The organism is Neglectibacter timonensis (assembly GCF_900048895.1).
GTDB classification, from domain to species: domain Bacteria; phylum Bacillota; class Clostridia; order Oscillospirales; family Acutalibacteraceae; genus Acutalibacter; species Acutalibacter timonensis.
Genome location: NZ_LT160639.1, coordinates 409,207 through 435,483, shown reverse-complemented (window position 1 = coordinate 435,483; position 26,277 = coordinate 409,207). Strand labels below are relative to the sequence as shown.

The window sequence follows — 26,277 nt, the reverse complement described above, 5'->3', positions numbered from 1 at the left end:
CATTATAGCGAAGCACGGATTGTTTATACATCGACAAAAACGGACAGCTGTATGAAAATACAGCGTACTATGGTTATTTTAAAATGAAAAAAGCACAGGCTTTTTCCGTACATGGAAAAAGAAGTCCTGTGCTTGCAATAATCTGCTATGATGTTTTGCGATGGATTGCTCGGAACTCGTTTGCTGAAACACCCTCGTGACTTTTAAATAGCTTAGAAAAATAGGCATAATCGGAAATCCCAACATTTTCTGAGATCACTTTCAAAGGAAGATTTGTTTCAAGCATCAGCCGCTTTGCCTTATTTAATCGTTCTTCGCACACATATTGTGAAAATCCCTTATGTTCATATTTTGAGAACAAGTGCGATAAATAGTCTTTGCTGATAAAAAATTTTTCAGAGATCTCATTTCGATCCAGCCGGCTCTCAATATGGCTGTCAATGTAAGATCTTACCTTTTTGAGGAGTGCTGCGCCTGCATCTGCAGAGGCGGCATTGCGCCTTTCCTGGTATTGGGCGATGACCGCATCTAAAAACAGAAGCAGCTCAGAAGGGGAGTCCGTCGCTTTGGTAAACAAATTTGCTACACTTTGTTTAGCCATTAGATGCTCAGCGCTTTGCAGGTCAAAACTGTAAAAAACATTGATTACGAGTTGCACGATAAGAAGTAGTGTTGTGCGGTCTATTTTTGAATGTTTGTCTCTCGAAAACAAGAAGTTTTTTACTTCTTCTTTGATGAGTTCTCCTTTTCCATCCAAGAGCCATATTTTCCATTTCTGCATAGACAGTTCATCACAGGTAACCAGTTCTTCATTGTGACTATCTTCACATTCCCTGTATTCGTATACACCTGCATATTTACCAACATTATTATTGCTCAGCTTCTGTAGTTTTTGATAGGTTTCTGGTAGATTTTCCAATTTTGTTCGTTCTGAGACATAAAAAGCCAAAGAGCTGACACCTTCTTTTGTCTCAACTCTGACAAAAGGCTGCAGGCGGAGCGGAATATTTCGTTTTTCCGGATCTTCCAGAATAATGCACCATGTAGTCATGTCAACTTCGAATCCGGCCGCTACCGGAAAGTCCTTGGCGATTGCTTTTTTTATTTTTAAAAAGCAGTCATCTTCCGCGTGGCTTGTCCAACTGTCCAGTGATTCTTTTCGCCAAAGCAAAGCAATCAGAATAATGCGAAAAGACTGGCGGCTATTAAAAAAAAGCTGTGTTTTTTCCAGGATTTCCTGCATGGTATTTAAATCGTACTGGGGGACCTTTACAAGGATCTTTCGCCACGCGTTTTGCCTGTTCCGTTCCAGCTCCTGCTTTTCGTTGACACTGTTGTTCCACGCTTTTTCAATCTGCTGTGTTAATCGGTTATTGATAACGCGAATGATTGCTTCCTGCAATTTCTCATAGTCCACAGGCTGAAGAATATAATCGCAGCAGCCAATGCGGATCGCGGTCTGCGCATACCGAAATGAGTCATGGCTTGTGAGAAAAACCGTCGCAATATCTTTTTTTTCTCGGTGAAGTTTTTCTGCAAGATCTAACCCGCTGATTCCCGGCATTTCGATATCGGTAATTAACAGTTGAATTGCCTGATGTTCAATGATTTCCAATGCCTCAATACCGGAAGAGGCAAAGAAAAGTTTTATATCACCGATTTCGTTCCAATTGACGCCATTAGCAATTCCTTGCAGCACATCGTATTTATCGTCAACCAACAAGATGTTCATGCCTCACTCGTTTCCTTTCCTGTTTTGACACTGAAGACAGCTGGTAAGATTACTTCTGCCGTCGCTCCTCCGTTTTCGTTATTATAAATCGTCAAATAGTTATAGTCTGGATAGAATAGCTTTAAGCGATTGTATAAATTTGAGAGGCCAATTCGGCCGCTTTGATCATTAAATCCATTTTTTCTAATTTCGGATAAATAGACTTCGTCAAATCCTTTCCCGTTATCGCTGATCCGGAGCTGGAGAAACTGTTCGCAGTCGTCGCCATATAACTGAACGTCGATGTCAATTTCAAGGTTTCCATTTGCTCCGTATTTAATGGAATTTTCAACAAATGTCTGAACCAGTAGTTTGGGTACTAACGCTTCTTTGGCGTGAGGATGCACACTGAGAAAAATCTTAACGCAGCTTGGGGAACCGGAATTTGTGATAGTCAGATAATGCTCAACATGTTCGAGTTCCTTTTGGAGCGGCACCATTTTCTCATTGTCATATGTCAGATAGCGAAAACAGTCCGCCAAGTTAAGTATCATGGATTTAAGTGTTTCATATTGCTTCGTCTGTGCCAATGCATAAATGTATTTCATGGAGTTTAAGTAAAAATGTGGTTCAATTTGAATAGATAAGAATTGAAGTTCATAATGGGTTCGTTTAAGTTCGCTTTCATAAGATTCTATTTTTAATTCCTGGATTCGGGAAGTCATCTCATTTAATGTGTTATATACGTCTGAAAATTCTCGTGGGACACTGGAATCGATCGGAATCTTTGCCTTTAAGTTTCCGTCCCGTATACTTTCCAAACACTTATTCAACGCTTTTACAGGTCGTAAAATGGCAAAAGTTATATTGTTAAAAATGATAAAACAAATAATAATAATGAAAAAAACCGTGCTCCAGAGAAGCCGTACAATGTTCAGGAAGTTTTGTGAGAGCAGGCCATCCTTGATGAAAAAAATCGGTCGGTAAAGATTCAAAGAATATGTGTAAACAATGATTTGGTCTTCGTAAATGTTATAAGAAGAATATCGTTCTGTGTAGTTTTTCAAGAATTGATTGTTATTTCTTGCTACAACAGAGTCGATCATGTTTTCCTCCTGGTCATTTAATACCGCAATGCTGCTGTTATCGTCCAGTTTCATCTGAAAGAGAGAAGCAATGGTTTTCACGCGGATGCCTTGACCTATGACATAATCTCTATCTGCAATGTTGTAAACAAAATACCATTCATCTCCGATCAAGCAAGGTTTCCACATATAGTTTGTCCCTGCTGTTTCCCGTTCCAACGATTCTACATAGTCTTTCACGGCAAGTTTTTCTGCGGAAGAAATATGACTGGTGGAGGAGAGTGCGATCCCAAATCTGTCGAAGCCGAATTTATATGCATATACGATCTCCGAAATTGTCGAATTGAGGATTTGGCTTTCCAAATCGGATGTAACGTTGGTGACCGCAAAATAAGCCTCGTTTTTATCCTTACAGTTGATTAATTGATTGATGTGTTTACCACTCATTTTATAACTGAGCAATATAGCGGACGCTTTTCCGATGTCAGTATCCAGAGATTCTCGCTGCATGTTTAGTATGCTGAGATATTGTGCTGCTGTTTCATTTTTTAGCTGGCGCATTGAATAATCGATGTCGATGATAACGGCGCCTGCCGTCGCCACGAATCCGAAGATCAACGTTAAAATGACCCATCGCTTAATGGAAAGTTTGTGAGATGTTTGTTTTTTCATGCGCACATTCTCCCTCCAATGGAGCGGACGAAGCATTACAAATTCTGTGTAAATTGATCGAAATACCGGTTGCGCAGAAATAGAGCCGCGCCTTTTCGAACGCGTTCGGAAAAGGATTCTGTATCAAAGAAAAGGCGGATGGGAACTTCTAAATACCCTTTGCTTTTTTCACCACAGGCGGACAGAAGAGCATGATGAAAGTAATCGCATTGAACCGAAAAAGAATCGTGAAAAATGATGCACGCTGGATCCCCCATAATCTGCGCGTTATAGAGAAGTTGGGCAAAAAGTCCGGCCAGATGGGTAACCTCCTGTATAGCGCATGGATTTCCTTCATTGGCTTTTCGCAGCAAATCATCCATGGATTTTACAGAATCGATTTCCAATCCGCATGGGTCCATTTTCCGGATAGCTGCATTTGTTTGCCGGCGCACGGCATCGGGATAAAGCATAGCCTCAAAACATCCCTTTCGCCCGCACCGGCAGGGGAAGCTACTTTCATAGCTGATTGTCGTATGGGCGATCTCTCTCAACAAGCCGTGCAGCCCTTTATCGATCCTTCCGTTTCGTATAAAGGCCGCACCGATCCCCCGGCTGTGCGCCATCACATAAAGACAAGACGACACCTCGTTTTCTACCAAGGAAACGTAACTGTTCAGTCCGCTGAAGTTACACATATTATCTAAGCAGATGTCTGCGTCCATGTCCAGCTGGTCATGAAGGTCCTGGACCATTGATAGGTTAGTTCCCCATTTTTCTGGATAATTATCTCCGGTCAGCCCTATTAAGACTCCTTTGTCGCTGTCAACTGTCCCGGATACCGCAATAGCGATGCCGTACACATCGCTTTGTAAAATACCTGCGTCTCTTAAAAGACTTTGTGTCATTTTGACAATGTGCTGTAGTAAATCTGAATAGGAGAGCTGTGACACATCCCCCATTCTATACATAAGTCGAGCCAGGGAAAAATCGTATAGTTCCGCAATGATAATTTGCGAACTCAAGTAGAAAAAAATACTGTGTTTATAGTCGGACCGCATCCGATAAAAAATCGCTCGTTTTCCACCAAAGCTAGAAGAATCGCGTTTTCCGCCGTCCGCGATTAACCCTTCTTGCTGTAAAAAGAATATAATATTTTGGACTGCGGTGCGACTTAGGTGCAACTTTTCAGAAAGTTCGTTAATCGTTTGACCCGCTGTCTGTGAAAGCTCCTGTAAAATCAGAAGGCTGTTACGGGCGCGCAGATCCTGTGGTCGGGTACCCTTTGTGCGCTGTGAGTTATCCATAGGTCTGTTTCCTTTCCTGGCAGAAGAGTAAAATTGTTTCCAATCATGTTTTAAAACTATAAAATGTATCTTTGAATGCCCTGCCTCTTAAGGTGGTCTATATCGCTTATATTTTATAATAAATACATGGTTAATTCAAGTATATTTATTTGATATACCAAAATATGGGTTTGTTTTTTATTATAACACATAGTTGCATTTCTAAAAAGTCTATGGTATAGTGAAAGAAAAAGTTGGGAGGTGTGCTTATGTATAACAAAATAATTAGGGAATTTGTGTGCAGCGAGACAGAACCTGTAGTGCAAACAACTGCAGGAAAAATTCGCGGTTACAAAGCGAACGAGGTCTATGCCTTTTTGGGGATTCGTTACGCTGTGGCCGAAAGATTTTTGCCTCCAGAGCCTGTACCCTATTGGGACGGAGTTCTTGATACCCAGGATTACGGTTTTGTTTGTCCAACAAAGCCGGAAACCACCACTGTGGGAAATCTCGCCTTTCCCAAGCGGTACTGGTTGGCAAACGAAAATTGTCAATATCTAAATGTTTGGACAAAGTATCTGGATACCGACGCAAAAAGGCCGGTAGTTGTTTGGCTGCATGGCGGCGGTTTTGCACACGGTTCATGCCTGGAACTGGAGTGTTATGATGGTGAAAACATGTGCCGATATGGCAACGTCGTTCAGGTTTCCCTCAATCACCGATTGAATATCTATGGATATCTGGATCTGTCCGACTATGGTCCGGAATTTGAACATTCTGGCATTGCCGGGATGGAGGATATTGTAGCGGCATTGCAATGGATCCATGACAATATTGCGCAGTTTGGCGGTGATCCTGGAAATGTTACAATATTTGGAGAATCCGGTGGTGGCGCCAAAGTACGTGCGTTGATGCAGATGGCCAGTGCAGATAGGCTGTATCACAGGGCGATTATTGACAGCGGTATTTTGCCGAAAGGCGATATGACTCCCCAGCAGGAAAAGGCGCAGGCGAAACAGTTTGCGGAGAAAATTGTTCATGCTGCTGGTGGATTGGAACGCCTTCGACGGTTGACGAATGGGGAACTTCTCGCTGCGATGGACGCTGTGGCGGGTGAGGGAATTATTAACTGGATGCCGGTGCCTTGCACAGGCAGCTATATAGGCGAATGGTTTAACGCTGGATTCCGTGAGGAAAGTTTGTCCATCCCCGTGATAGCTGGCAGTGTATTTACAGAGCTGGTGCCACGCCCCAAAGAGATCAATGAAAAAAATGCATTGTCAGAGCAAGAGCGGTATACTGCTGTTGTGCAAGCATTTGGGAAACAAGCTGCTCCGGCAATTTGTGATGCATTTAGAAAAGCATATCCAGAATTTAACTTGTACTATGCTTCGATGATTGATTGTATGGTTCGGCGGCCTACTGCTGAATTCTGCCTTAAACGTGTTAGCGCAGGAGGAAAGCACACATATAATTTTGTATTCGCACATGAGACTTATTACAAAGGAGGGCTTCTCTCCACACATGCGGACGAGCTGGCGTTTGTTTTTCACAATGTAGAGTATATCGGTGCGCTTTATGGTGGGGAAGAGACCTTCCGGCTGCAAGATGAGTTTTTCTATTCATTCATGGCGTTCGCCGCTACTGGCGATCCCAACAATGAAAAGATAAGCAAATGGAAACCGGTTTGTTTGGACGAGCACAATTGTTTTGTTTTCTCCAAGTTGTCCGGTAACCGTGTTGCACACGATGAGACCTTGATGGAGCTTGTTGCTGGGAGTTCCAAACATGCCATCCCGCATTTTTTACGCAAAGAAAATGAAAATCATAAATAAAGGAGTGTTATCATGATTCCCCAATTGGTGTTTGGCAGCCCGCACGTTATTGAAAACGACTATTTCCGTGCGACGGAAACTTTCCCTGGAATTTACAAGATTTCCCAACCGTGGTTTCGTCCGGAATCTTTACATTCATATGCCTTTTTGATCGTGGGTACATCCGCCGCAATCGTATATGATTCTATGTTCGGATATGGCAATTTGCGTGATTTTTGCCAGTCTATAACCGATTTGCCGCTCTTAATGGTCAACTCACATTATCATGGCGACCACAGCGGAGGCAATTTCGATTTTGATTGCTGCTATATTCATGCTTTCGATCTTCCAGGACTTTATCAGGGTTTCGCCAAAACGCGAGAGGAACTTCTGCAAAAAGCGATTGATACAGCGGTAGATGAATTCAAGGACCGATTAAAGCTGGAAGACATTTGTTGGATTCGTCCAATGAAAGCGTACCCTCTCTTTGATGGCGACGTGTTTGATATTGGTGACCGGAAATTAACAGTAATCCATGTGGGCGGACATTCGCCCGGCAGTATTATGCTTCTGGACCCGAAATATCATGTTGCCTATTCCGGAGATACCTGCAACAATGATACGATCGTGACGCAAGGGGACGCCATTGAAGAATATTTGGAAGGGCTAATTCACCTGCGCCGTTTCACGGATGATATCCAATATCTGTTTGGCGGACACGAGGATTTTCCTGCTGCAATCATCGACGAGGGAATTGAACTCTGTAAACGTGTGACTGCAGGAACCGACGACCGTGTGGAATATGTTATTCCATTTCCCCCAGGCCAGCAGAGTAAAGTGCTGTTTGCTGCAAAAATGAAATCGTTTTATCGCCGTGTGGACGGAAAAGACATGAACCTCCAGTATTCCTTGGATAATATTTACTTTTCCGGCAAGAGGTCCCGCATTTTGACGGAACAAGCCCCTAAAGTCGAGCGGATATATCCGCTTGACTGACGCATGCGATTATTTCAATACGATTCTTATCGGAAAATCTCAATGCTTGTGGCAAAGAAACCTATGAAATCTTTGATAGTGACTATCAAAGAATGTGGATACATGTTGTGTTTGTAAAGATGAACGCTGTCCGCCCCTCTCAAATATACAAGATAGGAAAAAGGATCCAAAGACAGCAAAACAAAAACAGCGAGTAAGCCGATTATGGCTTACTCGCTGTTTTTAACACCGGTAGGAAACCAGTTACCAGAGCAAAAACTCTGTCTCTGGTATAAGACAACCCCCAGAATGTTGGACAGTCTATAAAAACTGTTCCATACTTCGGGGGTTGGTCATTTGATGGAGGCATGGTCTCGCTGGTCGAACACTTACAGCTTAACAATAGGTTTGCATTAGATTGCGAAAACTTATATTTTCATCTGCTTCTCAATTTTAGGTATAGTATTTTTGAAAAGTGTATCAGATGAATTTTTGAATTTCTCTAAATAATCCATATTACCTGAGGTCAATAAATCAGATACAAAATGTTGATAATTTTCACATAGACTATTTATTTCATTTAACGCTTCAAGGTCAAGCTGAAATAAGTATTTTGTACTTTGTAATTCATTGCAGTATAAGTTCAATATTTCAAGGCAAGTGGTCATTTTTTGAAAAGCATCGCTTGGTACACTGGCACTGTGAGTATTAAAGAAAAATGACAAATAGACACCTGCCCATACGTCTTGGGTATCAAGCATACCAGGCGGCAGTCCTTGCAAGTTCAAACTATCCCTGAAATTTTTTATTTGAACAAACTTACTATGTAAAGTTGCTCGTTTTTCAAAGAGAGCAATTCTATTCTGCTTTCTGCTCACCGATATTGACACCCATATCGCGACAATACTTATTATTAAAGTAACTACAGATAAAATGGCAGATAAAAAGCCACCATTTGTATTACACCAGTTTATTAAGTTCTCCACATTTTCTCACTCCTCCAGTTATAATAATAATTTTTGGATTTAAGTTTGGCTACTAAATAGAAACGCACAAGACGAACCCATACGAGAAGATATAAATCTTCCCATTATAAGTTCGTCCAGTGATTACTTTGGTGGAGATGGCGGGAATCGAACCCGCGTCCGAAAGATGATTACCAAGGCTTTCTACGAGCGTAGCTTTTGGTTTAACATTCCCTTAACCCGGCGCCCAAAAGCAGGCTTCAGGTCTTGGTAGCCTTTTCGTCATGACAGGGTTAAAGGCGTCGCCCTGTTCACGTTCACCGCTAGGTTACGCCTAACCCCGGGCCGCGGTACTCCCGGGGAAGACGACTGCCTTTTAGTTAGGCAGCAACCGCCATATTAAAGTTAATATTGGTGGTTTTGTTAGAAGTTTTGTCGTTTAATTTTAAACGTGCGGTTTTAAAGCGGTCCGCCCCGCTGCTCGCTTACCAGGGCTTTCGTCCCCCGTCGAAACCTTTACATCCCCAAATATTGCCTGCTGCAGATAACGCGCAGACACGAAGATCCTATTCCTAAGTTTACACTACAAAGAGAAACTTGACAAGCCGTGAACCACAAAATTCCAACGATCTTTTGCGGATGCCACTGCCGGGGCACTCTCAATGGTTCCGTTCCTTGATGGCTCGTTCGATATCCCGCTTTGCGGCTTTTGCGGCCAAATCGGCCCTCTTATCATATAGCTTTTTGCCTTTGCAAAGACCGATCTGCACTTTTACACGGGAATCCTTAAAATACAGGGAGAGGGGAATTAAAGAAAAGCCTTGTTGCTTTACAAGACCATACAGCCTCATGATTTCCCGCTTATGCAGCAGCAGCCTGCGCACCCGCATAGGATCACGGTTGAAGATATTGCCGTAATCGTAGGGGCTGATATGGCAGCCGTTCAAAAGCATTTCACCGCCCACCACAGAGCACCAGGCATCTTTTAAATTGGCCCGGCCCTGGCGCAGGGATTTTACCTCAGTCCCTACCAGTTCAATTCCTGCTTCTATGCTCTCCTCAACGAAATAGTCGTGGTAGGCTTTTTTGTTTTGGGCTATGGTTTTAAAGTTTGCATTTCCTGCCACAATATTCCTTCCTTTCTGCTGAAAGCCAGATGAACATACACTGGAAGCTTCGGCATTTTACAGCTCTTGGCGGCCTTCCATGGCGCGCTGCAGAGTTACTTCGTCTGCATATTCCAGATCACCGCCCACAGGAATGCCGTAGGCAAGCCGCGTTACTTTGACTCCCAAAGGTTTCAACAGGCGGGAGAGGTACATGGCGGTGGCTTCTCCCTCCACTGTTGGGTTTGTTGCCATAATCACTTCATTCACACTGCCGTCAATACGCGCAAGCAGCTCTTTAATTCTCAGCTGGTCCGGACCTATGCCGGAAAGGGGAGAGATGGCTCCGTGCAGCACATGGTATTGGGCGGTATATTCTCCCGCACGCTCTAAAGCAAACACATCCTTGGGTTCTTCCACCACGCAAATTGTGGATTTATCCCGGGCGCTGTTTCTGCATACCGGACAGAGCTCGCCATCTGTGAGATTACAGCAAACCGAGCAATAATGAATTTTCTCGTGGGCCTCCAGAATGGCATTTGCAAAGCTTTCGGCCTCTCCCTTTGAGAGATCCAGAATATGATAAGCCAGCCGCTGTGCCGATTTGTGTCCGATTCCGGGAAGGCTTTCAAATTTTTCCACCAGCCCCTCCAGAGGGGGAACATGATATCCAGCCATCAGAACATCCCCGGCAGATTCATACCGCCGGAAAGAGCGGACATTTTTTCTTCTTTCTCCTGAGATGCGGCGCGGAGAGCCTCGTTGACCGCCGCCGTCACGAGATCGCCCAGCATCTCTGCGTCGTCCGGATCAATGACTTCGGGCTTAATCTCTACGGATTTTACCTCCAGCTTACCGGTAACTGTGGCTTTGACAGCGTCTCCGCCGGAAGTGGCGGAATATTCTTTTTCCTCCAGCTCTGCTGTAACCGCTTCCATCTGCTCCTGCATTTTCTGGGCCTGGCGCGCCAGCTGCTGCAGATTGGCGGCTCCGCCGCCTCCATATCCCTGGGGCAATCTTGCTTTCATGACAGACAACACCCTTTCCAAGGCCTGCTTATTCCAAAGAAGGCCGATATTTTTTAAGTTTCTTCCTCGATGTCAATCCCCAATTCCCTCGCACGGCGCTCAAATTCTTCAAGAGGATCGGCGGCGTCCTTTTGGGCTTTGGGATTTCGGTAGGGCCCGAGCTTATACACGCGGCCCGTCACATGATGGATCGCTTCCCGCATTCTTTTTCGCTGTTCCGGACGCTTTAGCAGTTCAAAGGCGATTTCGGGAGCCTCGATGAGCATATAATCCCCGTTGATGTAAGCGGAGGAACCGGAAAAGGCCATAGCCACGCTTTTGGTGCTGCTCTTGATCACCTGCAGGATTTCAGGCCAGTCCAGAAACCGCTGCGCTCCTTCAGATAATTCTTCACTGGACAGCTCGGCAGTCTGAATTGCCGGAGCAGGAGCGGATACGGTTGGCCCGGATACCGGTTGAGAAGGAATGTCCTGAAGAAAGGGCGGATTCTCTTCCGGCGGGGCTGCATCGGGCGTAGGCACAGGCGGTTCCTCCAAAACGGGATCCTCAACCTGTTCCGAGGACACGGCAGCAGGCATTTCAGCAGGCGAAGGGGTTACAGTATCCGACAAGGGATCAGAACTCTCTTGTTTTTCAGAGAGGGGAGGGCGGGGTGCCGCCGCAGTCGGCTGCGGTCTATAAACCGGTATCCCGTTTTCCAATGCCTCCAACCTGCGCAGCAGCGCCTCCGAAGAGGTGTCCAGTTCGGGAGAACACAGGCGTACAAACGCCATTTCAAATTCTGTCCGCTGGTTGGCATAACGCATCTTATTGAGGGTCTCTTCGAGCGTATCGAGCCCGTGCAGAATGGTAGAGAGGCTCATGGAAAGCGCCTGGCCGGTCATCCTTTCCAGCTCGTCCGGGGGAACAAGCAGCATGGAGGAGGCGTCCCGCATGGTTTTGATCAGCATAAGCCCGCGGAAATATTCCGCCATCTCTTCACAGAGGCGGCTCATATCTTTGGATTCCCGGTGAAGTGCGTCGATAGAAGCGAGAGCAGAGGCGGCATCCTGCTCCAAAACGGCCTGCGCCAGAGAGGACAGATAGTCCCGGGCTGCCACACCCGCGGTTTCATTGACGATTTTCAGGGTGACATGGCGGTCCCTGCCCAGGCATTGGTCCAGCAGGGAGAGGGCGTCCCGGAGGGCGCCGTCCGCAATACGGGCAACGAGCAGCGCCGCTTCCCGGTCAATCTCCGCACCCTCCTGGGAGCAGACAAATTCCAGACGGTCTGCAATTGCTTCCGGAGAGATACGTTTGAAGTCAAATCTCTGGCACCGGGACAGGATCGTGGGAAGCAGTTTATGAACCTCCGTGGTAGCCAGAATGAAAATGACGTGGGGAGGCGGTTCTTCCAAGGTTTTCAGCAGCGCGTTAAAAGCCGCTACAGACAGCATGTGAACCTCGTCGATGATATAAACCCGGTACTTGGCCGTGGCCGGAGTGAAGTTGGATTCCTCAATCAAAGTGCGGATGCTGTCTACTCCGTTGTTACTGGCTGCGTCAATCTCCACCACATCCAGAATAGATCCCTCTTCCAAGCCTCTGCAGACCTCGCATTCCCCGCAGGGATCCCCGTTTTGCGGATTCAGACAATTGACCGCTCTGGCCAAAATTTTGGCACAGGTGGTCTTGCCCGTTCCGCGGGAACCGGTGAACAGATAAGCGTGGGAAATTCTGCCCCGCATGAGCTCGTTTTTCAGGGTTACGGTGACCTGGGGCTGGCCCACCACGTCGGCAAAGAACTGGGGGCGATATTTCCGATACAGCACTTTATACAAGGCAGATCACCTCCTGAACAGAAACAGTGAAAAAGAAAATGCAAGACAGAATGCCTGACAGTAGAATATGTGAACGGACAGGCGACCTGCATCGCCCGGGAACATCCGCTTAATGCTGCTCGGTTCCCCGCCTGACATGGTTCACGGCGACCCGCCGCGCAGACCTGTCCGCTCGCATATTCCACGGCAACACACTGCCTTGCACCCTACTTTTCTGAAAGAAAAATAGGCAAAAGACTTTTTATCCGGCTTTGGCTTTCTAGGCAGCGGCAACCCGCGCCGCAAAGCCCCCCGGGCAACAGAACGAAAAAAGAGAATCAGATTTTTCCGCGTCCCTTCGGACAGAGGATCATCGTTCGGTCGACGGTTTTTATATTATACCTTTTCTCACTTGAAAAAACAAGAGGAAATTGTTATCATGGAACAGATGTTTTAGTAAAGGAAGGGGAGCATGAGATGGAATTGAGAAAAGCGGAGTTTTCCGATCTTTCCGCGATCACCGCTATTTATAAAGACGCTAAAGAAGCGTTAAAAGCACAGGGCATCGACCAGTGGCAGGACGGATATCCCAACGAAGAGTCCGCCCGGGCGGATATTGAGAACGGGACGTCCTATGTTCTTGCGGATGAAAGCGGAGTGTTTGCCACAGCATGCCTGGCGTTTGGGCACGAACCCACTTACGATGCGGTGTACGGAGGCGCCTGGCAGGCGGAAGGGGAGTACGGCTTTCTGCACCGAGTTGCGGTTTCCGGTACCCGTAAACGCTCCGGCGCAGCCTCGCGCTTTTTTGAGGAATTGAAGCGCCAGGCAGAGGAACGGGACGTCAAAATCCTTCGGGGGGATACGCATCAGGACAACGCCGCCATGCAGCGCACGATGGAGAAAAACGGATTTTGCCGCCGCGGGACAATTCTTTTGGAGGACGGAAGCGAACGGATCGCCTATGAATGTCTGCTGGAAACGGAGGAAAAGGAACGGGCGAAACCTCAGTAGGAGGTTCTGCCCGTTGTCTGTTTTCTCAATCGTTTATTTCAGGCGGATGTAGATTTGCGGAGAGCTGTTGTCTCCTTTGCGCTCACTTTTGGTTTCAAACATATCCAGAGAATCGAGAAATGGAGTGAGCTTGGAGAAACCGAAATTTCTCACGTCAAAGTCGGGATATCGCTTTCCCAGCAGATTTCCTACCTTTCCAACGAAAATCCACTCGTCCTCTTCGGAGTTCTCCTTTACGATGGAACGCAGGGCCCTTCGGATGGTGCGCAGACCGGTTTTGGGTTCCTCGATGGGCGTCTTTTTTGAAGCCGCAGCTTTGGGCTCCGGTTTGGGAGTGTCCTCTTTGGCCTTGCTCTTGGCGGTCCGGTGCACGGCGGGCTTTTTTTCCTTCTGCACAGGCTGTTTCTGTCTTGGGACGTCCTCGGTTTCCTCCTCCTCGGCGGCGGAGAGAATATCCAGATATTTGAATTTGTTACAGGCGGAAATGAAGGAATTGGGGGTTTTACTTTCCCCCATGCCGATGACGGTCATACCGGATTCTCTCAGCCTTGCTGCCAGCCGGGTGAAATCGCTGTCCGAGGACACAAGGCAGAATCCCTCTACTTTGCCGGAATAAAGAATATCCATGGCGTCGATGATCATGGCGGAATCCGTGGAGTTTTTGCCGGTGGTATAGCTGTACTGCTGGATGGGCAGTACAGAATTGTCCAAAAGAGCGCTCTTCCAGGAAACCAGAGAGGGATTGGTCCAGTCGCCGTAAATGCGCTTATAGGTGGCGATTCCATCCTTTGAAATTTCGTCGAGAATAATTTTAATGTATTTGACGGACACGTTGTCCGCATCGATGAGCACGGCAAATCTGCTGTCGCTTGCCATAAAACGCCCCGCTTTCTAAAGAGATATTGCGTGATAGCTATTGACTTCAGTATACAGAATGTTGGAAGAAAAAGCAAATTTTATTCCTTCGGCAGCTTGTGCGGAGGGACTGGAACAGGAAAGGAAGAATAGAGATGGCACTGACCGAGGTAAAAAAATATTTTCGTCAATTCGGCATGGAGGACAGAGTGCTGGAGCTGTCGGAATCCAGCGCCACCGTGGAGTTAGCGGCAAACGCGCTGGGCTGCGAGCCTGCCCGGATCGCCAAGACACTGTCTTTTTCCATGGAGGGGAAGCCGGTTCTTCTGGTGACCGCGGGAGACGCCAAGGTAGACAATGCCGGATACAAGGCCAGGTTTCACCAGAAGGCCAAAATGCTGACACCCCAGGAGGCGCTGGAACTGATCGGACATCCGGTAGGCGGCGTATGCCCCTTTGCAGTAAAGCCGGGAGTTTCCGTGTATCTGGATGAGTCTCTCCGGCGTTTTAAAACTGTTTTTCCAGCCTGCGGCAGCGGTAATTCGGCCATTGAGCTGACAATTCCGGAATTGGAGCGTTATTCCGGTGCTCTGGAGTGGGTGGACGTTTGTAAGGGCTGGCGCGGGGAAGCTTAGGCTTACTGCAGGATTTACCGAAGGGAAAATACGGTCAGCGGGGATAGAGTTCTGACTTCAAGTGATTCTTAGAGAGGTGAAAAACAGTGTTGGAAGTGGTATTTTCCGACAGCGCTGCCGGAAGCCTGTCGGTTGCGATGGGCGGGGGAAGGCATGTGGGCGGCGCTGTCAGTGTATCCATCCTCCGCAGCGACGGCAGGAAGCCGACGAAGGCGAAGCTCAAAAAAGCACAGCGGGAAGCAGAAGAACAGGAGCGTCGCAATTGGACACAGGCAATTCCGCTGGAGGGCAGCCGGAGGGATGTTTTGGCTTTTTCCTTGGCTTTGAGCGTAGGCGATATTCAGGAGGAAGGAATCGGTCCAAAGCGGGAGGCCGCAGTTTCCCAGCTGATGGGCACTTATCCAGATATGGGAAAGAAGGCCGCGGAAAGGCTGCTGGAAACCTCCCGCAGCAGCCTTTCCGTGCTGCGGGAGCGCGTCGGAAGGGGAGAACCGCTGCGTATCTGGGCCAGCGGCAATCCCGATGAGGCATGTGGCCTTTGCTGGATTATGGAACAGTTGAGGGCCTTTGGGTTTGACAATCTGGAGATTACAATTGTAACTCTTCCTGATTTTGAGGAAAGATCGGGCTCAATTGCAGTTCAATATACCGGCTGGGGCGAGGTGGAACCTCATCAATGGGGGAAATTGGCGGATCATGGGAAAAAACTGTCCAGTGCCGTGGCCCGGGTATTGGCAGATCAATGGAGAGAACTGCAGGCTGAAAACGCACCGCTTCGGGCAGTGCTGAACGGCCGCTTGGTAAGCGTCCCGGAGTCGCTGTATGACTTTGTTATCCTACGTGAATTAGCCCATGAGAGCGGAGAGTTTATGGAAGCGCAGGTTGTGGGCAGAGTGCTGGGAAAATACCGCCTTGGCATAGGAGATGCCTGGGTGGCTTTACGCATAGAGCAGTTTGTTCAGGACGGGCTGTTGGAGCCTGTTACACAGCCGGCTCAGGGAGAACCGGCCTACCACCGCATCCTGCGCAAATCCGCGGTGTGACGGCAGCGCAGGATGCTCCTGAAGTTTGCACAGCTCTATGACACGGATAGACAAGGCCAGACAACTGCCGGAGCGGTTGTCTGGCCTTGTTTTTCATGAGAGTAGGTAGCCCCCTTTGTCTAGGGGGTTATGAGACAGAGCTGTCGCTCACCTGAATCATCCGATAGCCCACGCCTACGTGAGTCTGAATGTACTTGGGGTGTACAGTGTCTGTTTCAATCTTTTTACGCAGCGTTGCCATGAACACCCGCAGAGAGGCAATGTCCGTTTCCAGGACGCTGCCCCATACTTCTCGAAGGAGGTATGTATGGGTCAGCACTTTCCCGACGTTTTTAGCCAGCAGACAGAGCAGCTTATATTCGATGGGTGTCAGATGCAGTTCTCTGTCTTCCACGAAAACACAGCCGGAGGTGTAGTCGATTTTTAGGTCCCCGTTTACGAAGACGGATTCTTCAGCGGGATGGCTGTTTTGTATATAGGAAAGCCGCCGCAGGGTGACGCGCAGGCGGGCCAGAAGCTCGTCCACGGAAAATGGTTTTGTCAGATAATCGTCAGCGCCGGCATCCAGCGCCTCTATCTTATCATGATCATCGTTTCGAGCGCTGATGACGATGATAGGGACATTGGACCAGGACCGCACCTTGCGGATTACCTCTACGCCATCCAGGTCGGGCAGGCCTAGATCCAGCAGAATGATGTCGGGTTTTTGTGAGGCAGTTTCCAGCACAGCCTGGCCTCCGGTTTCCGCTGTGTGAAACTTATATTGCTTTAATTCCAGAGTGGTGGTGATGAGATTCCTTACGGCATGATCATCCTCTACTACAAGAATCATAGGTTTATTCATGTAATTTAACCTCCTCCAAGGGCAGGGTGAAGCTGAAGACGGTCCCGTGGGGCGGATTATCCCGTGCCGTTATGACGCCCCCGTGAGCGCTGACGATGGATTTACACAAGGCCAGTCCAAGCCCCAGTCCCCGGCGGCTGTCGGCAGCGCCCGGGTTCCATGTATAGAACATATCAAATACTCTTTCTTTGGCTTCATCTGGAAGACCGGGACCATTGTCCGCGATTTCAATCAGAGCGTCACTGCCGGATTTTTTGGTGGTAAGCACCACTTCAGACCCTACAGGAGTGTATTTGACGGCATTGTCCACAATATTGATGATCACCTGTATGATAAGCCGTGCGTCCATTCTGGCCATCAGGAATTCTTCCTGGTGCTCCACCCGGATATGGTGCTCCCCACTGTGCCGGTTGAGGTGCCGAAGCGCTTCGTTGACCACTTCTTCCACCAGTTCTGTCTCCAGGTTCAGGTGCATTGTGCCGTCCTCAATCCTGGTGACGGAAAGCAGGTTCTCAACCAGATTGATCAGCCACATGGAATCGTCGTAGATATCCTGGTAAAGGTCGGTCCTTTTCTTCTCGCACAAGACTTGGGCGTTGTTGAGCAAGACGCCGGCATTACCGGAAATGCTGGTCAGCGGCGTGCGCAGGTCATGGGAGATGGACCGCAAGAGATTGGCCCGCAGCTTTTCATTTTGAGCCTGCATGGCGGCCTCTTCCTTTTTTTTGCTCAGAACCCACCGTTCCAGGGCCAGGGCGCATTCTCCCAGCATGGAGAGAACCAGGTTGTTTTCAAAGGTATCCAGCCCTTCCTTTTCCATCGCGATTCCCACGACGCCATATACGCCTTCCGCCCCGCGGATAGCCAGGTACAGACAATGGGCCCCATGCAGGGTGTTGGTGGAGGCGCCGGCGTGCTTGTTGTTTTTAAAGACCCATTGCGCAACTGCCTGCTCATTGTCGGATTGATAAACGTTCTCTTCGTTCTGCGGTGTGTCGCAGAGGAACACAGCAGGCTTGGAAAGCGAACCGTCCTCCGCAGTATAAAGGACAATATCCCGGTTCAGCAGCCTCAACAGCTGGCTGGCCGTGGCAGTGGCGATTTCCTCCGGCCCTCTGGCCCGCTGAAGCAGCTGGTTGGTGTCCAGCAAAACTTTGGTGCGGTAAGCCGTCTGTGCCGACTGCTTAGCCTGTTTTTTTATTTTGGCAGCTAAGGAACCGGTGAGGAAAGCTGCCAGAAACATGATGAGAAAGGTAACCGGATATCCTTTGTCATAGGCCTTCAGAGTGAATTCAGGATAAGTAAAGAAGAAGTTGAACACCAAAACGCTGATGAGGGCGGAAACGGTGCTGTACAGGCGGCTGGAGGTGATTACAGCGGTTCCAAGCACGCCCAGAATGTATATGGTGATGATATTGGCTTCACTGAATCCAAGTGCCTGGAAAGCATAACCCATGGCTGTAGCAGCCGACAGCAAAAGCACGGACCAGAGCAAATCGGCCCAGTTTAAGACCGAGGCTTTTTTCTTGCGGCGGGCAGGACTGAAAGGAGGCGTGGATTGATCCGGAATAATATAGATGTCCAGATTCGGGGAGAGAGAAGCAAGCCTTTCAGAAAAGGGCTGCTTAACAAGATGCAGACGGCTTTTGGTATTGCTTCTCCCGATCACGATTTTCGATACCCGGGATAACCGGGAGTATTCCGATATTTGAAACGCGATATCATCGCCGTAAACTGTTTCGATAGTAGCGCCCATCTGCTGGGCAAGCTTCAGGTTGGCGCGAAGCCGTGTCAAATCCTCCTCCCCCATCTCGGAAAAGGCGGAGGTCTCCACAAACAGTGCGGTAAACCGGCCCTTGAAGGCAGCAGCCATCCGGGCCGCCGTGCGGATGATCTTTGCATTGGAGGGCGAAGAGGAGAGGCATACCAGAATGTGTTCTTCCGTATAATACCCATTGTCCGAAGAGGGCTGAAGGGCGGCCGCCCGCTGATTTACACGGTCCGCTGCCCTGCGCAGGGCAATTTCCCGCAGGGCAACCAGGTTTTCGGTGCTGAAAAAATGGCCCAGTGCTTTTTGTGCCTGTTCCGGCCGGTAGATTTTTCCTTCAGTAAGGCGGGCGATAAGTTCCTTTGGCTCGATATCTACCAGCTCCACCTGGTCGGCGCTGTCGAATACCCGGTCGGGAATCCTCTCGCGCACCACCACCCCGGTGATGGATGCGACAATGTCGTTGAGGCTTTCCAGATGCTGAACGTTTACCGTGGTGTATACGTCGATTCCCGCCTTGAGGAGTTCCTCGATATCCTGATACCGTTTGAGATGGCGGCAGCCTTCCGCGTTGGTGTGGGCCAACTCATCCACTAGGATCAGCTGCGGATGGCGTGAAATGGCGGTATCCAGGTCAAATTCGTGAAGGGTGATGCCCTTGTAAGGAATGTTCAGCGTATGCAATGTTTCCAATCCATCCAACAGGCGCAATGTCTGAGGGCGGGTGTGAGGTTCGATATAGCCGGCTACCACGTCGACACCTTGTTCCAGGGCTGCGTGCGCGGCTTCCAGCATAGCGTAGGTTTTCCCTACACCGGCGGCGTATCCAAAAAATATTTTCAGCTTTCCTCCGGGTTGAGTATCATCGTTCTGCTCTATTTTTCGCAAGATTTCATCTGGAGTGGCCCGTATCTGAGGCAAGGGAGACTCCTCCTTTCTGCAACGTGACAGGAGGTCAATGGCGGGAAGGAATAGCGGGAAACAAAATTTTCAAAAATAGCTTTTCTGCTGCTGAGCCGCCTGCATAATCATAGAGGATCCGGCTGCCGTCGCTGCGGGTGATATGGAAGTTGTTCTCCTCATAAGAGATTTTAACGTGTGCTTTATCCAAAGCCATCCGCAGAGAAAGCTCCCAAGAGAATAGGGAATTGAGGCGTCCCTCCTGAAAGGCGGACAGAACGTAATCAAATTCCGGTGCGCTTATGCCGTCGCAGAGCAGCAGGAGCCAAAGCCGTTCCTGCTGCTCTGCGCTCAAAGAAGAGCAGGCTTCTGCCGGGTCGGCATATCCGTTAAGGGGAATGAACTGGTAGTAGGTGTCGGGATTCAATTCTTCCAGACCCTGAAAGATGTCTCTGAAACGGCGCGTTCGGCGTATGGCCAGAAAATCATTGCGATAGTCCAGGTGCCGCAGACATTCCCTCAGGTCGGTCAAAAGCTCCGGGTCGTCCGTCTCAAGGCGGACGCAGAGATCTCCCAGTTGTCGAAAATCTCGGCCAGAAATATCCTTTTTTTCAGTGATGATCAATTTGCTGCCATCAGAGAAAAAAAGAAGGATTTCCCCGGTCTCCTGAGCTTCTGTACTTCCGCAAAAAGAAAGTTTGAGAGTCTGTGAGATGACGGCAGCCGGAACGCTGTAGTCGTTCACAAGACTGTCGCACAGAAAGATAGAGTGGGGATAAAAAACCCAGAGCGTAGAGGGGCCGTCAGTGTGGTAAAGTTTTGGGTTGCATCCAAGCTCAGCACTCAAAGAATAAAACAAATGAAGCAGCAGTTTCCCCATTGGTTCTGATTCGTGGCGATAGGGGGGAAGCATCTCCCGTTTTCGGGCAGTCACTTTATTCATCATGACTTTTTCCTCCCTGGCTTCATGATATCAAGCCGTCAAGTGCCAAATTCACCTTTAGCACATTGACAGTCTCTTCACCGAAAATACCCAGAAAACGGTGGTTGGTATAACGCTTGACGATGGATCGAACCTCCTGTTCGGGAATACCTCTTGCCTCTGCCAGCCGCGGAATCTGATATTCTGCGGCAGCTGTTGAAATGTCAGGGTCAAGTCCGCTGCCGGAACAGGTTACGAGATCCACCGGAACAGGGACATCTCCCTGCTGGGGGTGCGCTTCTCTGATTTTTTTTACCCGTTCCCCCACCAGCTGTTCGAATTCCTCGCTGGCTGGGCTCAGATTGGAAGGACTGGCATACATCAGAGGCTTTCCGTCTTCACCGGTATAAGTGGTGACATCTATGTTCATGATACGGCCCCACATATGAGACTCATCGGTGTATTGCTGTGCCAACAGTTCACAGCCGTATTTTTTGCCGTCAATTTCAATGATACTGCCGTTGGCCTGGTTTGGGAACAGCAGCTGCGCAATACCGGTGCAGACGGCGGTATATACGATACCACAGATTACAGTGAAAATCAAAATGCAAATAAAGGCACGGGGCAGTACATTCTTTAAGGTCTTCATGAAAAGATCACGCCTTTCCGAACCCTAGCGTCGCGCAGGGTTCTCTCTTGTCGGGGTTTACACCAGCCTCAAGAAGGCCAGCAGCATATCGATGAGCTTGATGAAGAGGAACGGGGCGGCGAGGCCGCCCAACCCATAGACCAGCAGATTTCTGGAAAGCAGTTTTCCAGCTGAAACCTCTCTGTATTTAACGCCCTTCAGCGCCAGCGGAATCAGGGCGATGATGATAAGGGCATTGTAGATAATAGCGGAAAGCACCGCGCTTTGCGGGCTTGCCAAATGCATGATGTTCAGCGCGGAAAGCCCGGGATACAACCCCATAAACAGAGCGGGGATAATGGCAAAGTATTTAGCTACGTCGTTTGCGATGCTGAAAGTGGTCAGGCTGCCCCGGGTCATCAAAAGCTGTTTGCCGATGCGAACGATATCGATCAGCTTGGTGGGAGAAGAGTCTAGATCTACCATATTTCCAGCTTCCTTGGCGGCCTGGGTGCCGGAATTCATGGCTACCGCCACATCGGCCTGGGCCAATGCGGGCGCATCGTTGGTGCCGTCCCCCGTCATAGCCACCATATGGCCTTTTTTCTGAAGGCTGCGGATCATTTCTAGCTTTCCCTCGGGAGTTGCCTCCGCCAGGAAGTCGTCTACGCCCGCCTCGGCGGCAATAGCAGCCGCCGTCAGCGGATTATCACCGGTAATCATGATGGTTTTGATGCCCATTTTACGGAGATCGGAAAACTTTTCCCTTACGCCGTCTTTGATGATGTCCTTCAAGTGGATGACACCGAGGATTCTGTGATCTTTAGCTACAACCAGCGGAGTTCCGCCCTGGTTTGAGATTCTTCTGACAATTTCATCGCACTCAGAACTATAGACGCCGCCTGCGTGCGTCACATATTCCTGCATGGCCTCTGCGGCACCCTTGCGTATTTCGCTGCCATCGTAATCCACACCGCTCATCCGGGTTTTTGCAGTGAAGGGGATAAAAACCATTTCCTTGTCGGAAAGGCTGCGGCCACGGATATTGAACTGCTCCTTTGCCAGAACCACTACGCTGCGGCCCTCCGGTGTTTCATCTGCCAGAGACGAAAGCTGGGCTGCGTCGGCCAGTTCCTCCGGCGTTACGCTGTTTACCGGGATGAATTCACAGGCCTGCCGGTTTCCCAGCGTGATGGTGCCGGTCTTGTCAAGCATCAGGGTATCCACGTCTCCGGCCGCCTCTATGGCGCGGCCGCTCATGGCCAGAACATTTGCCCGGTTCAGCCTGCTCATGCCCGCTATCCCGATGGCAGAGAGGAGCGCGCCGATGGTAGTGGGTGCCAGACAGACCAGCAACGCCACAAGTGTGGTGACGGAAGTGGGGTTTTCAATACCGGCCAACTTTGCGGAAAAGGCAGAATACGTGTAAAGACTCATGGTAACTAGAATGAAAATGATGGAAAGCGCAATGAGAAATATCTGAAGAGCGATCTCGTTTGGAGTTTTTTTTCGGGAGGCGCCTTCCACCATGGCGATCATCTTGTCCAAAAAGCTTTCGCCGGCTTCGCTGGTCACCTGTACGACAATCCAGTCTGAGATGACGGTAGTGCCGCCGGTGACAGCGCTTCGGTCACCGCCGCTTTCACGGATTACCGGAGCGGATTCTCCGGTGATTGCGCTTTCATCTACCGAAGCTGCGCCCTCGATCACCTCCCCGTCCGCAGGGATTTGTTCCCCTGCCTTGACGAGCACCAGGTCTCCCTTTTTCAAGGAGGCGGAGGAGACCGCTGTGACGTCTTCTCTGCAGCTGGCTGCTGGAATTTTATGGGCTTCCACATCACGTTTGGCTGCCCGTAGGGAATCTGCCTGAGCCTTACCGCGGCCTTCGGCAATAGCCTCCGCAAAGTTTGCAAACAGGCAGGTGGCCCAAAGGATTATCGCGATGGCCAGGGTATATCCTGCGCTGACGTCTTTCAGCCCGAACAGGGCCGTGACCCAGAGCAGAGTGGTGAGGATGGCCGAGATATACACCAACAGCATCACTGGGTTCTGTGCCTGAACTTTTGGGCTCAGTTTGAGAAAGGAATCCTTAATGGCTCTCAAAAGCATCTTCCGGTCCGCAAAACCGGATTTTGATTTATGATTCATGATTCTGGAGTGCCTCCTTTTAAGCGGTCATGCCGAGAAATTCGGCCAGCGGTCCCAGCGCCAGCGCCGGGAAGAAACTCAATGCGCCCACCAACAGCACAACAAAAATCAGCAGAAAGATAAATAATCCGTTACTGGTGGAAAGGGTGCCTGCTGTGGTAGCCAGTTTTTTCTTCTGTATCATACTTCCCGCAATAGCTAGAATACCGGTGATGGGCAGAAAACGGGCGAACAGCATCACCAAACCGATGGATACATTCAGAAAGGGGGTGTTGGCGTTGAAACCGGCGAAAGCAGAACCGTTGTTCCCTCCAGCGGAGGAATAAGCGTAGAGCATTTCTGAAAATCCATGAGCCCCGGCGTTGTTCAGGCTTTCCATTACACCGGGAACGGCAGCTGCTATCCCACTGCCCACCAAAATACCGATAGGGGTGGCCAGGCAAACCAAAACCGCCCATTTCATCTCGTAGGGCTCAATTTTCTTTCCCAGATATTCGGGAGTCCGCCCTACCATCAGTCCGGCTATGAAGACCGCCAGAATGGCGAAGGCGAGCATTCCATACAGTCCGCAGCCCACGCCTCCGAAAATGACTTCTCCAAGCTGCATCTGAAGCATGGTGATCATGCCGCCGATGGGAGTGTAGCTGTCATGCATGGAGTTGACCGAACCGTTGGAAGCGGCAGTGGTCCAGCTGGCCCAGGTTGCCGAAGAGGCGATGCCAAAACGGCTTTCTTTGCCCTCCATATTACCACCGGCCTGCTGTATATTACTCAGATCCACAGCGCCGTTTTGCGCCAGCTGAGGGGTGGCTGCCTGCTCGTTAACGGCTATCACGGCCAGAAAGGCGGCCAGCATCAGGAACATGGCAAGAAAAATCGCCCTGCCCTGCCGCTTATCTTTAACACCACGGCCGAAAGTAAAGCACAGTGCCACGGGAATCACCAGCAGAGCCAGCATCTCCAGCATATTGGAGAAGGGCGTCGTGTTTTCCAGCGGATGGGAAGAGTTCACACCGTAAAAGCCTCCGCCGTTGGTGCCCAGCTGCTTCATGGATATCTGACTTGCGGCAGGTCCCAGAGGAACGATTTGTTTCCGGACAATGACAGCCCCTTCCACGACGGCACCCTCCACCAGAACCTTGTCGCCGTCAATGACGGCGTCCTCCAGGATGTTCCCCTCCGAATCTACGGCAATGGGCTCCAAAAGATCCACGGTTTCTGCGGGAGCAAAGCTCTGCGCCACTCCCTGGGAGACGAGGAGTACAGTCATTACCAGACAGATGGGCAACAGTATGTAGAGAATTATTTTGGTAAGATCGACCCAGAAGCTCCCCAATCCTTGTGATTTGACCTTGATTAGCCCGCGGATGAAAGCAAAGAGAACTGCAATGCCAGTGGCTGCGGAAACAAAATTTTGAACCGTCAGCCCCATAAACTGAGTGAAATAACTCAGGGCGTTTTCTCCGCTGTAGGCCTGCCAGTTGGTGTTCGTCATAAAGCTGGAAGCCGTATTAAAGGCAAGATGCCAGCTGTTTCCTTCGATATGCTGTGGATTAAACGGCAGGAAGCCCTGACAGAGGCACAACAAGAAAAGCAGTAAAAAGCCAAAGAGATTAAATAGTACAACAGAGAGCAGGTATTTTTTCCACCCCATCTGTTCATCCGCCTTGACCCGCATTACCTTGTAAATTAAATTTTCACAGGGAGTCAGTACTTTAGATACTCCAGGGATGCGTTCCCCGTTCATCACTTTGGTGATGTAGAGCCCCAAAGGGAACGCCAATCCGACGAGTAGCGCCATATAAAATAAGTATTGTAGGATAGTTGCCGTCACTGTCTATCACCTCGCATTAGAATGACAAAGTAGTATGCCAGAAGTGCGGCGGCAACACAGCCGATGAGGATGATCAAGAGTTGCATTTTCGTTCTCCTCCTTTTCTGTAAAAAAGCATACCATATCAAAAATAAAGACGGCGTTAGAAAACATGCCGTCCCTATTAAGAAAGTATAAAGATGGGAGAACCGTTCCAGATCCATTTTATAAAACAATTATCAAAGAGGGAGGATAATATCAAATATGTCCGGCAAACGCTCTCCGGCTGGAATATCGGACAGTCCAAGGTGTCTGTGCAAACCAAGAGCGCGTTTTATGAAAAAGCAAACCGCAACAAACAAATTTGTGCAAATGAATTGAATATTTCACAATATGTCTTATAATAGATGTGAAAGGAAGTGACACAAATGAATACATCCAAACGAAATAGAATTCAAATTGCGTCCACAGTTGACCCGGAGCTTTGGCAATGTTTTAAAGGCCTGTCGGAGAAGACCAAAATTCCGGCATCCCGGCTCCTGGATGAGGCGGTCGAGGACCTGCTGCTAAAGTACAAGCTAATAGAAAAAAAGACAAAGACGCCGTAAGGTTCAGCTGATAGACATTTTTCTGACAGGATAGGGGAGGCGGTTGTCGCAGGAACGGTATGGCAAAACAGGTTGTACTGTACAGTTTGAAAAGTAAAAAAAGCGGAGGCTGTTTCCTGCCAGGGGAAGCAGCCTTTGCTTTTTTGCATTGCGGGAATAGTCATCAGACTGGCAACAAATTTGTTGACATATGTAGAACAAAGAGCTATAATAAAATTAAGATAAGGCAGAACCAGGCAGAGCCTGTAAAAATGAAAGGAAAGGGTGATCCAGGTGGAAAGAAAAAATTCGCCATCTGCTTCTGCAGAAGAATGGAAGCTGATGACGCTACTCTGGGAGGCGCCGCGTACTTTGATGCAGATGGTGGAAGCGCTGAAGGAAGAAAAGGGCTGGGCCAAGAGTACAGTGGCCACCATGTTGAACCGTATGCAGAAAAAGGGGCTGATCCATTATGAGGAGCGGGGCAGGGCCAGACTGTATTTTCCGGCGGTAGAACAGGAAGCAGTGGCACTCAGGGAAACGCACAGCTTTCTTCAACGGGTTTACAGGGGCAGCGTAGGGATGATGCTGAACGCCTTGCTTGAGGAGGATCGTTTGTCCCAGGAAGAGATTGAGGAGCTGCATGAAATTCTGAGAAAGGCAGACCGCTAAAGGGGTTCCGGGGAAGGGAGGTCTCAGG

Annotated in this window: 22 protein-coding genes and 2 other RNA genes; 7 read left to right on the top strand and 17 right to left on the bottom strand. The window is 49.1% G+C overall.

Going from position 1 to position 26,277, the window contains the following annotated elements:
* Window positions 1-145 precede the first annotated feature (145 nt).
* The 3 genes from BN3911_RS07085 to BN3911_RS07075 are packed head-to-tail and all read right to left on the bottom strand — an operon-like array spanning window position 146 to window position 4,754.
* On the bottom strand, window positions 146-1,732 hold the full coding sequence (locus BN3911_RS07085) for a response regulator transcription factor (RefSeq protein ID WP_066863296.1): 1,587 nt from the start codon (window positions 1,730-1,732) through the stop codon (window positions 146-148).
* A complete protein-coding gene (locus BN3911_RS07080) occupies window positions 1,729-3,468 on the bottom strand; it encodes a sensor histidine kinase (RefSeq protein ID WP_066863293.1) in 1,740 nt (579 codons plus the stop codon). The genes BN3911_RS07085 and BN3911_RS07080 overlap by 4 nt, the downstream gene beginning before the upstream one ends.
* Window positions 3,469-3,503: 35 nt before the next feature.
* Window positions 3,504-4,754: an ROK family transcriptional regulator gene (locus tag BN3911_RS07075; protein WP_066863290.1), complete on the bottom strand. Its 1,251-nt coding sequence runs from the start codon at window positions 4,752-4,754 to the stop codon at window positions 3,504-3,506.
* 248 nt (window positions 4,755-5,002) lie between these two features.
* Between BN3911_RS07075 and BN3911_RS07070 the strand changes: the two genes are divergently transcribed.
* The gene (locus BN3911_RS07070; RefSeq protein WP_066863287.1) at window positions 5,003-6,568 is read left to right on the top strand and encodes a carboxylesterase/lipase family protein; all 1,566 of its coding nucleotides are present in this window, start codon (window positions 5,003-5,005) and stop codon (window positions 6,566-6,568) included.
* Window positions 6,569-6,580: 12 nt separating this feature from the next.
* Window positions 6,581-7,543, top strand: a complete 963-nt coding sequence (locus BN3911_RS07065) for an MBL fold metallo-hydrolase (RefSeq protein ID WP_066863284.1) — start codon at window positions 6,581-6,583, stop codon at window positions 7,541-7,543.
* Window positions 7,544-7,950: 407 nt separating this feature from the next.
* On the opposite strand, the gene BN3911_RS07060 is transcribed toward BN3911_RS07065, so the two are convergent.
* From BN3911_RS07060 to ffs, 7 genes are all read right to left on the bottom strand, one after another.
* Window positions 7,951-8,508 carry a hypothetical protein gene (locus tag BN3911_RS07060; protein WP_066863281.1) on the bottom strand — a complete coding sequence of 186 codons (558 nt, stop codon included), beginning with the start codon at window positions 8,506-8,508 and terminating at the stop codon, window positions 7,951-7,953.
* A gap of 129 nt (window positions 8,509-8,637) precedes the next feature.
* Window positions 8,638-9,013, bottom strand: a transfer-messenger RNA (tmRNA) gene (gene ssrA, locus BN3911_RS07055).
* A 133-nt stretch (window positions 9,014-9,146) separates the two neighbouring features.
* On the bottom strand, window positions 9,147-9,614 hold the full coding sequence (gene smpB / locus BN3911_RS07050) for an SsrA-binding protein SmpB (RefSeq protein ID WP_066863278.1): 468 nt from the start codon (window positions 9,612-9,614) through the stop codon (window positions 9,147-9,149).
* 57 nt (window positions 9,615-9,671) lie between these two features.
* Complete coding sequence (gene recR, locus BN3911_RS07045) at window positions 9,672-10,271, bottom strand: recombination mediator RecR (RefSeq protein WP_066863275.1); 600 nt, start codon at window positions 10,269-10,271, stop codon at window positions 9,672-9,674.
* Window positions 10,271-10,621 carry a YbaB/EbfC family nucleoid-associated protein gene (locus tag BN3911_RS07040; RefSeq protein WP_066863272.1) on the bottom strand — a complete coding sequence of 117 codons (351 nt, stop codon included), beginning with the start codon at window positions 10,619-10,621 and terminating at the stop codon, window positions 10,271-10,273. Before BN3911_RS07040 ends, recR begins: the two co-directional genes overlap by 1 nt.
* A gap of 53 nt (window positions 10,622-10,674) precedes the next feature.
* A complete protein-coding gene (gene dnaX, locus BN3911_RS07035) occupies window positions 10,675-12,432 on the bottom strand; it encodes a DNA polymerase III subunit gamma/tau (protein WP_242871102.1) in 1,758 nt (585 codons plus the stop codon).
* Window positions 12,433-12,513: 81 nt separating this feature from the next.
* Window positions 12,514-12,611: signal recognition particle sRNA small type (ffs, locus tag BN3911_RS07030), an RNA gene on the bottom strand.
* 286 nt (window positions 12,612-12,897) lie between these two features.
* Here ffs and BN3911_RS07025 point away from each other — a divergent pair.
* On the top strand, window positions 12,898-13,434 hold the full coding sequence (locus BN3911_RS07025; RefSeq protein ID WP_066863266.1) for a GNAT family N-acetyltransferase: 537 nt from the start codon (window positions 12,898-12,900) through the stop codon (window positions 13,432-13,434).
* Between the two features lie 33 nt (window positions 13,435-13,467).
* Here BN3911_RS07025 and BN3911_RS07020 read toward each other — a convergent pair whose 3' ends face one another.
* Window positions 13,468-14,310, bottom strand: coding sequence for an NYN domain-containing protein (locus tag BN3911_RS07020; RefSeq protein ID WP_066863263.1), 843 nt, complete (start codon window positions 14,308-14,310; stop codon window positions 13,468-13,470).
* Window positions 14,311-14,444: 134 nt separating this feature from the next.
* On the opposite strand from BN3911_RS07020, the gene BN3911_RS07015 reads away from it, so the two are divergent.
* Window positions 14,445-14,924, top strand: coding sequence for a YbaK/EbsC family protein (locus tag BN3911_RS07015; protein ID WP_066863260.1), 480 nt, complete (start codon window positions 14,445-14,447; stop codon window positions 14,922-14,924).
* Window positions 14,925-15,010: 86 nt separating this feature from the next.
* Window positions 15,011-15,967 carry a DUF3658 domain-containing protein gene (locus BN3911_RS07010; protein WP_066863258.1) on the top strand — a complete coding sequence of 319 codons (957 nt, stop codon included), beginning with the start codon at window positions 15,011-15,013 and terminating at the stop codon, window positions 15,965-15,967.
* 127 nt (window positions 15,968-16,094) lie between these two features.
* On the opposite strand, the gene BN3911_RS07005 is transcribed toward BN3911_RS07010, so the two are convergent.
* From BN3911_RS07005 to kdpA, 6 genes are read right to left on the bottom strand one after another with little or no spacing between them, the layout of a single operon-like run.
* Window positions 16,095-16,811, bottom strand: coding sequence for a response regulator (locus tag BN3911_RS07005; RefSeq protein WP_066863255.1), 717 nt, complete (start codon window positions 16,809-16,811; stop codon window positions 16,095-16,097).
* Window positions 16,804-19,500, bottom strand: coding sequence for a sensor histidine kinase (locus tag BN3911_RS07000; RefSeq protein WP_066863252.1), 2,697 nt, complete (start codon window positions 19,498-19,500; stop codon window positions 16,804-16,806). Before BN3911_RS07000 ends, BN3911_RS07005 begins: the two co-directional genes overlap by 8 nt.
* A gap of 34 nt (window positions 19,501-19,534) precedes the next feature.
* Window positions 19,535-20,425 (bottom strand): hypothetical protein, encoded by an 891-nt coding sequence (locus BN3911_RS06995; protein WP_066863249.1) that lies wholly within the window; start codon window positions 20,423-20,425, stop codon window positions 19,535-19,537.
* A 19-nt stretch (window positions 20,426-20,444) separates the two neighbouring features.
* Window positions 20,445-21,050 carry a potassium-transporting ATPase subunit KdpC gene (gene kdpC, locus BN3911_RS06990; RefSeq protein ID WP_066863246.1) on the bottom strand — a complete coding sequence of 202 codons (606 nt, stop codon included), beginning with the start codon at window positions 21,048-21,050 and terminating at the stop codon, window positions 20,445-20,447.
* 57 nt (window positions 21,051-21,107) lie between these two features.
* The gene (kdpB, locus tag BN3911_RS06985) at window positions 21,108-23,177 is read right to left on the bottom strand and encodes a potassium-transporting ATPase subunit KdpB (protein WP_066863244.1); all 2,070 of its coding nucleotides are present in this window, start codon (window positions 23,175-23,177) and stop codon (window positions 21,108-21,110) included.
* A 19-nt stretch (window positions 23,178-23,196) separates the two neighbouring features.
* The gene (kdpA, locus tag BN3911_RS06980) at window positions 23,197-25,011 is read right to left on the bottom strand and encodes a potassium-transporting ATPase subunit KdpA (RefSeq protein WP_074039124.1); all 1,815 of its coding nucleotides are present in this window, start codon (window positions 25,009-25,011) and stop codon (window positions 23,197-23,199) included.
* Between the two features lie 407 nt (window positions 25,012-25,418).
* Here kdpA and BN3911_RS06970 point away from each other — a divergent pair, with 407 nt between their 5' ends.
* Both BN3911_RS06970 and BN3911_RS06965 read left to right on the top strand, forming a co-directional pair.
* Window positions 25,419-25,598: a ribbon-helix-helix domain-containing protein gene (locus BN3911_RS06970; protein ID WP_066863235.1), complete on the top strand. Its 180-nt coding sequence runs from the start codon at window positions 25,419-25,421 to the stop codon at window positions 25,596-25,598.
* Between the two features lie 273 nt (window positions 25,599-25,871).
* Window positions 25,872-26,249 carry a BlaI/MecI/CopY family transcriptional regulator gene (locus tag BN3911_RS06965; protein ID WP_074039129.1) on the top strand — a complete coding sequence of 126 codons (378 nt, stop codon included), beginning with the start codon at window positions 25,872-25,874 and terminating at the stop codon, window positions 26,247-26,249.
* Window positions 26,250-26,277: the final 28 nt, after the last annotated feature.

What these genes read in the sequence shown, in the direction of transcription:
- BN3911_RS07005 (WP_066863255.1), bottom strand. Translation starts at nt 16,811, where the DNA reads ATGAATAAACCTATGATTCTTGTAGTAGAGGATGATCATGCCGTAAGG.
- BN3911_RS06970 (WP_066863235.1), top strand. Translation starts at nt 25,419, where the DNA reads ATGAATACATCCAAACGAAATAGAATTCAAATTGCGTCCACAGTTGAC.
- BN3911_RS07025 (WP_066863266.1), top strand. Translation starts at nt 12,898, where the DNA reads ATGGAATTGAGAAAAGCGGAGTTTTCCGATCTTTCCGCGATCACCGCT.
- BN3911_RS07065 (WP_066863284.1), top strand. Translation starts at nt 6,581, where the DNA reads ATGATTCCCCAATTGGTGTTTGGCAGCCCGCACGTTATTGAAAACGAC.
- BN3911_RS07085 (WP_066863296.1), bottom strand. Translation starts at nt 1,732, where the DNA reads ATGAACATCTTGTTGGTTGACGATAAATACGATGTGCTGCAAGGAATT.
- BN3911_RS06995 (WP_066863249.1), bottom strand. Translation starts at nt 20,425, where the DNA reads ATGATGAATAAAGTGACTGCCCGAAAACGGGAGATGCTTCCCCCCTAT.
- recR (WP_066863275.1), bottom strand. Translation starts at nt 10,271, where the DNA reads ATGGCTGGATATCATGTTCCCCCTCTGGAGGGGCTGGTGGAAAAATTT.
- BN3911_RS07070 (WP_066863287.1), top strand. Translation starts at nt 5,003, where the DNA reads ATGTATAACAAAATAATTAGGGAATTTGTGTGCAGCGAGACAGAACCT.
- BN3911_RS07020 (WP_066863263.1), bottom strand. Translation starts at nt 14,310, where the DNA reads ATGGCAAGCGACAGCAGATTTGCCGTGCTCATCGATGCGGACAACGTG.
- BN3911_RS07040 (WP_066863272.1), bottom strand. Translation starts at nt 10,621, where the DNA reads ATGAAAGCAAGATTGCCCCAGGGATATGGAGGCGGCGGAGCCGCCAAT.
- BN3911_RS07015 (WP_066863260.1), top strand. Translation starts at nt 14,445, where the DNA reads ATGGCACTGACCGAGGTAAAAAAATATTTTCGTCAATTCGGCATGGAG.
- BN3911_RS07080 (WP_066863293.1), bottom strand. Translation starts at nt 3,468, where the DNA reads ATGAAAAAACAAACATCTCACAAACTTTCCATTAAGCGATGGGTCATT.
- kdpC (WP_066863246.1), bottom strand. Translation starts at nt 21,050, where the DNA reads ATGAAGACCTTAAAGAATGTACTGCCCCGTGCCTTTATTTGCATTTTG.
- kdpB (WP_066863244.1), bottom strand. Translation starts at nt 23,177, where the DNA reads ATGAATCATAAATCAAAATCCGGTTTTGCGGACCGGAAGATGCTTTTG.
- BN3911_RS07075 (WP_066863290.1), bottom strand. Translation starts at nt 4,754, where the DNA reads ATGGATAACTCACAGCGCACAAAGGGTACCCGACCACAGGATCTGCGC.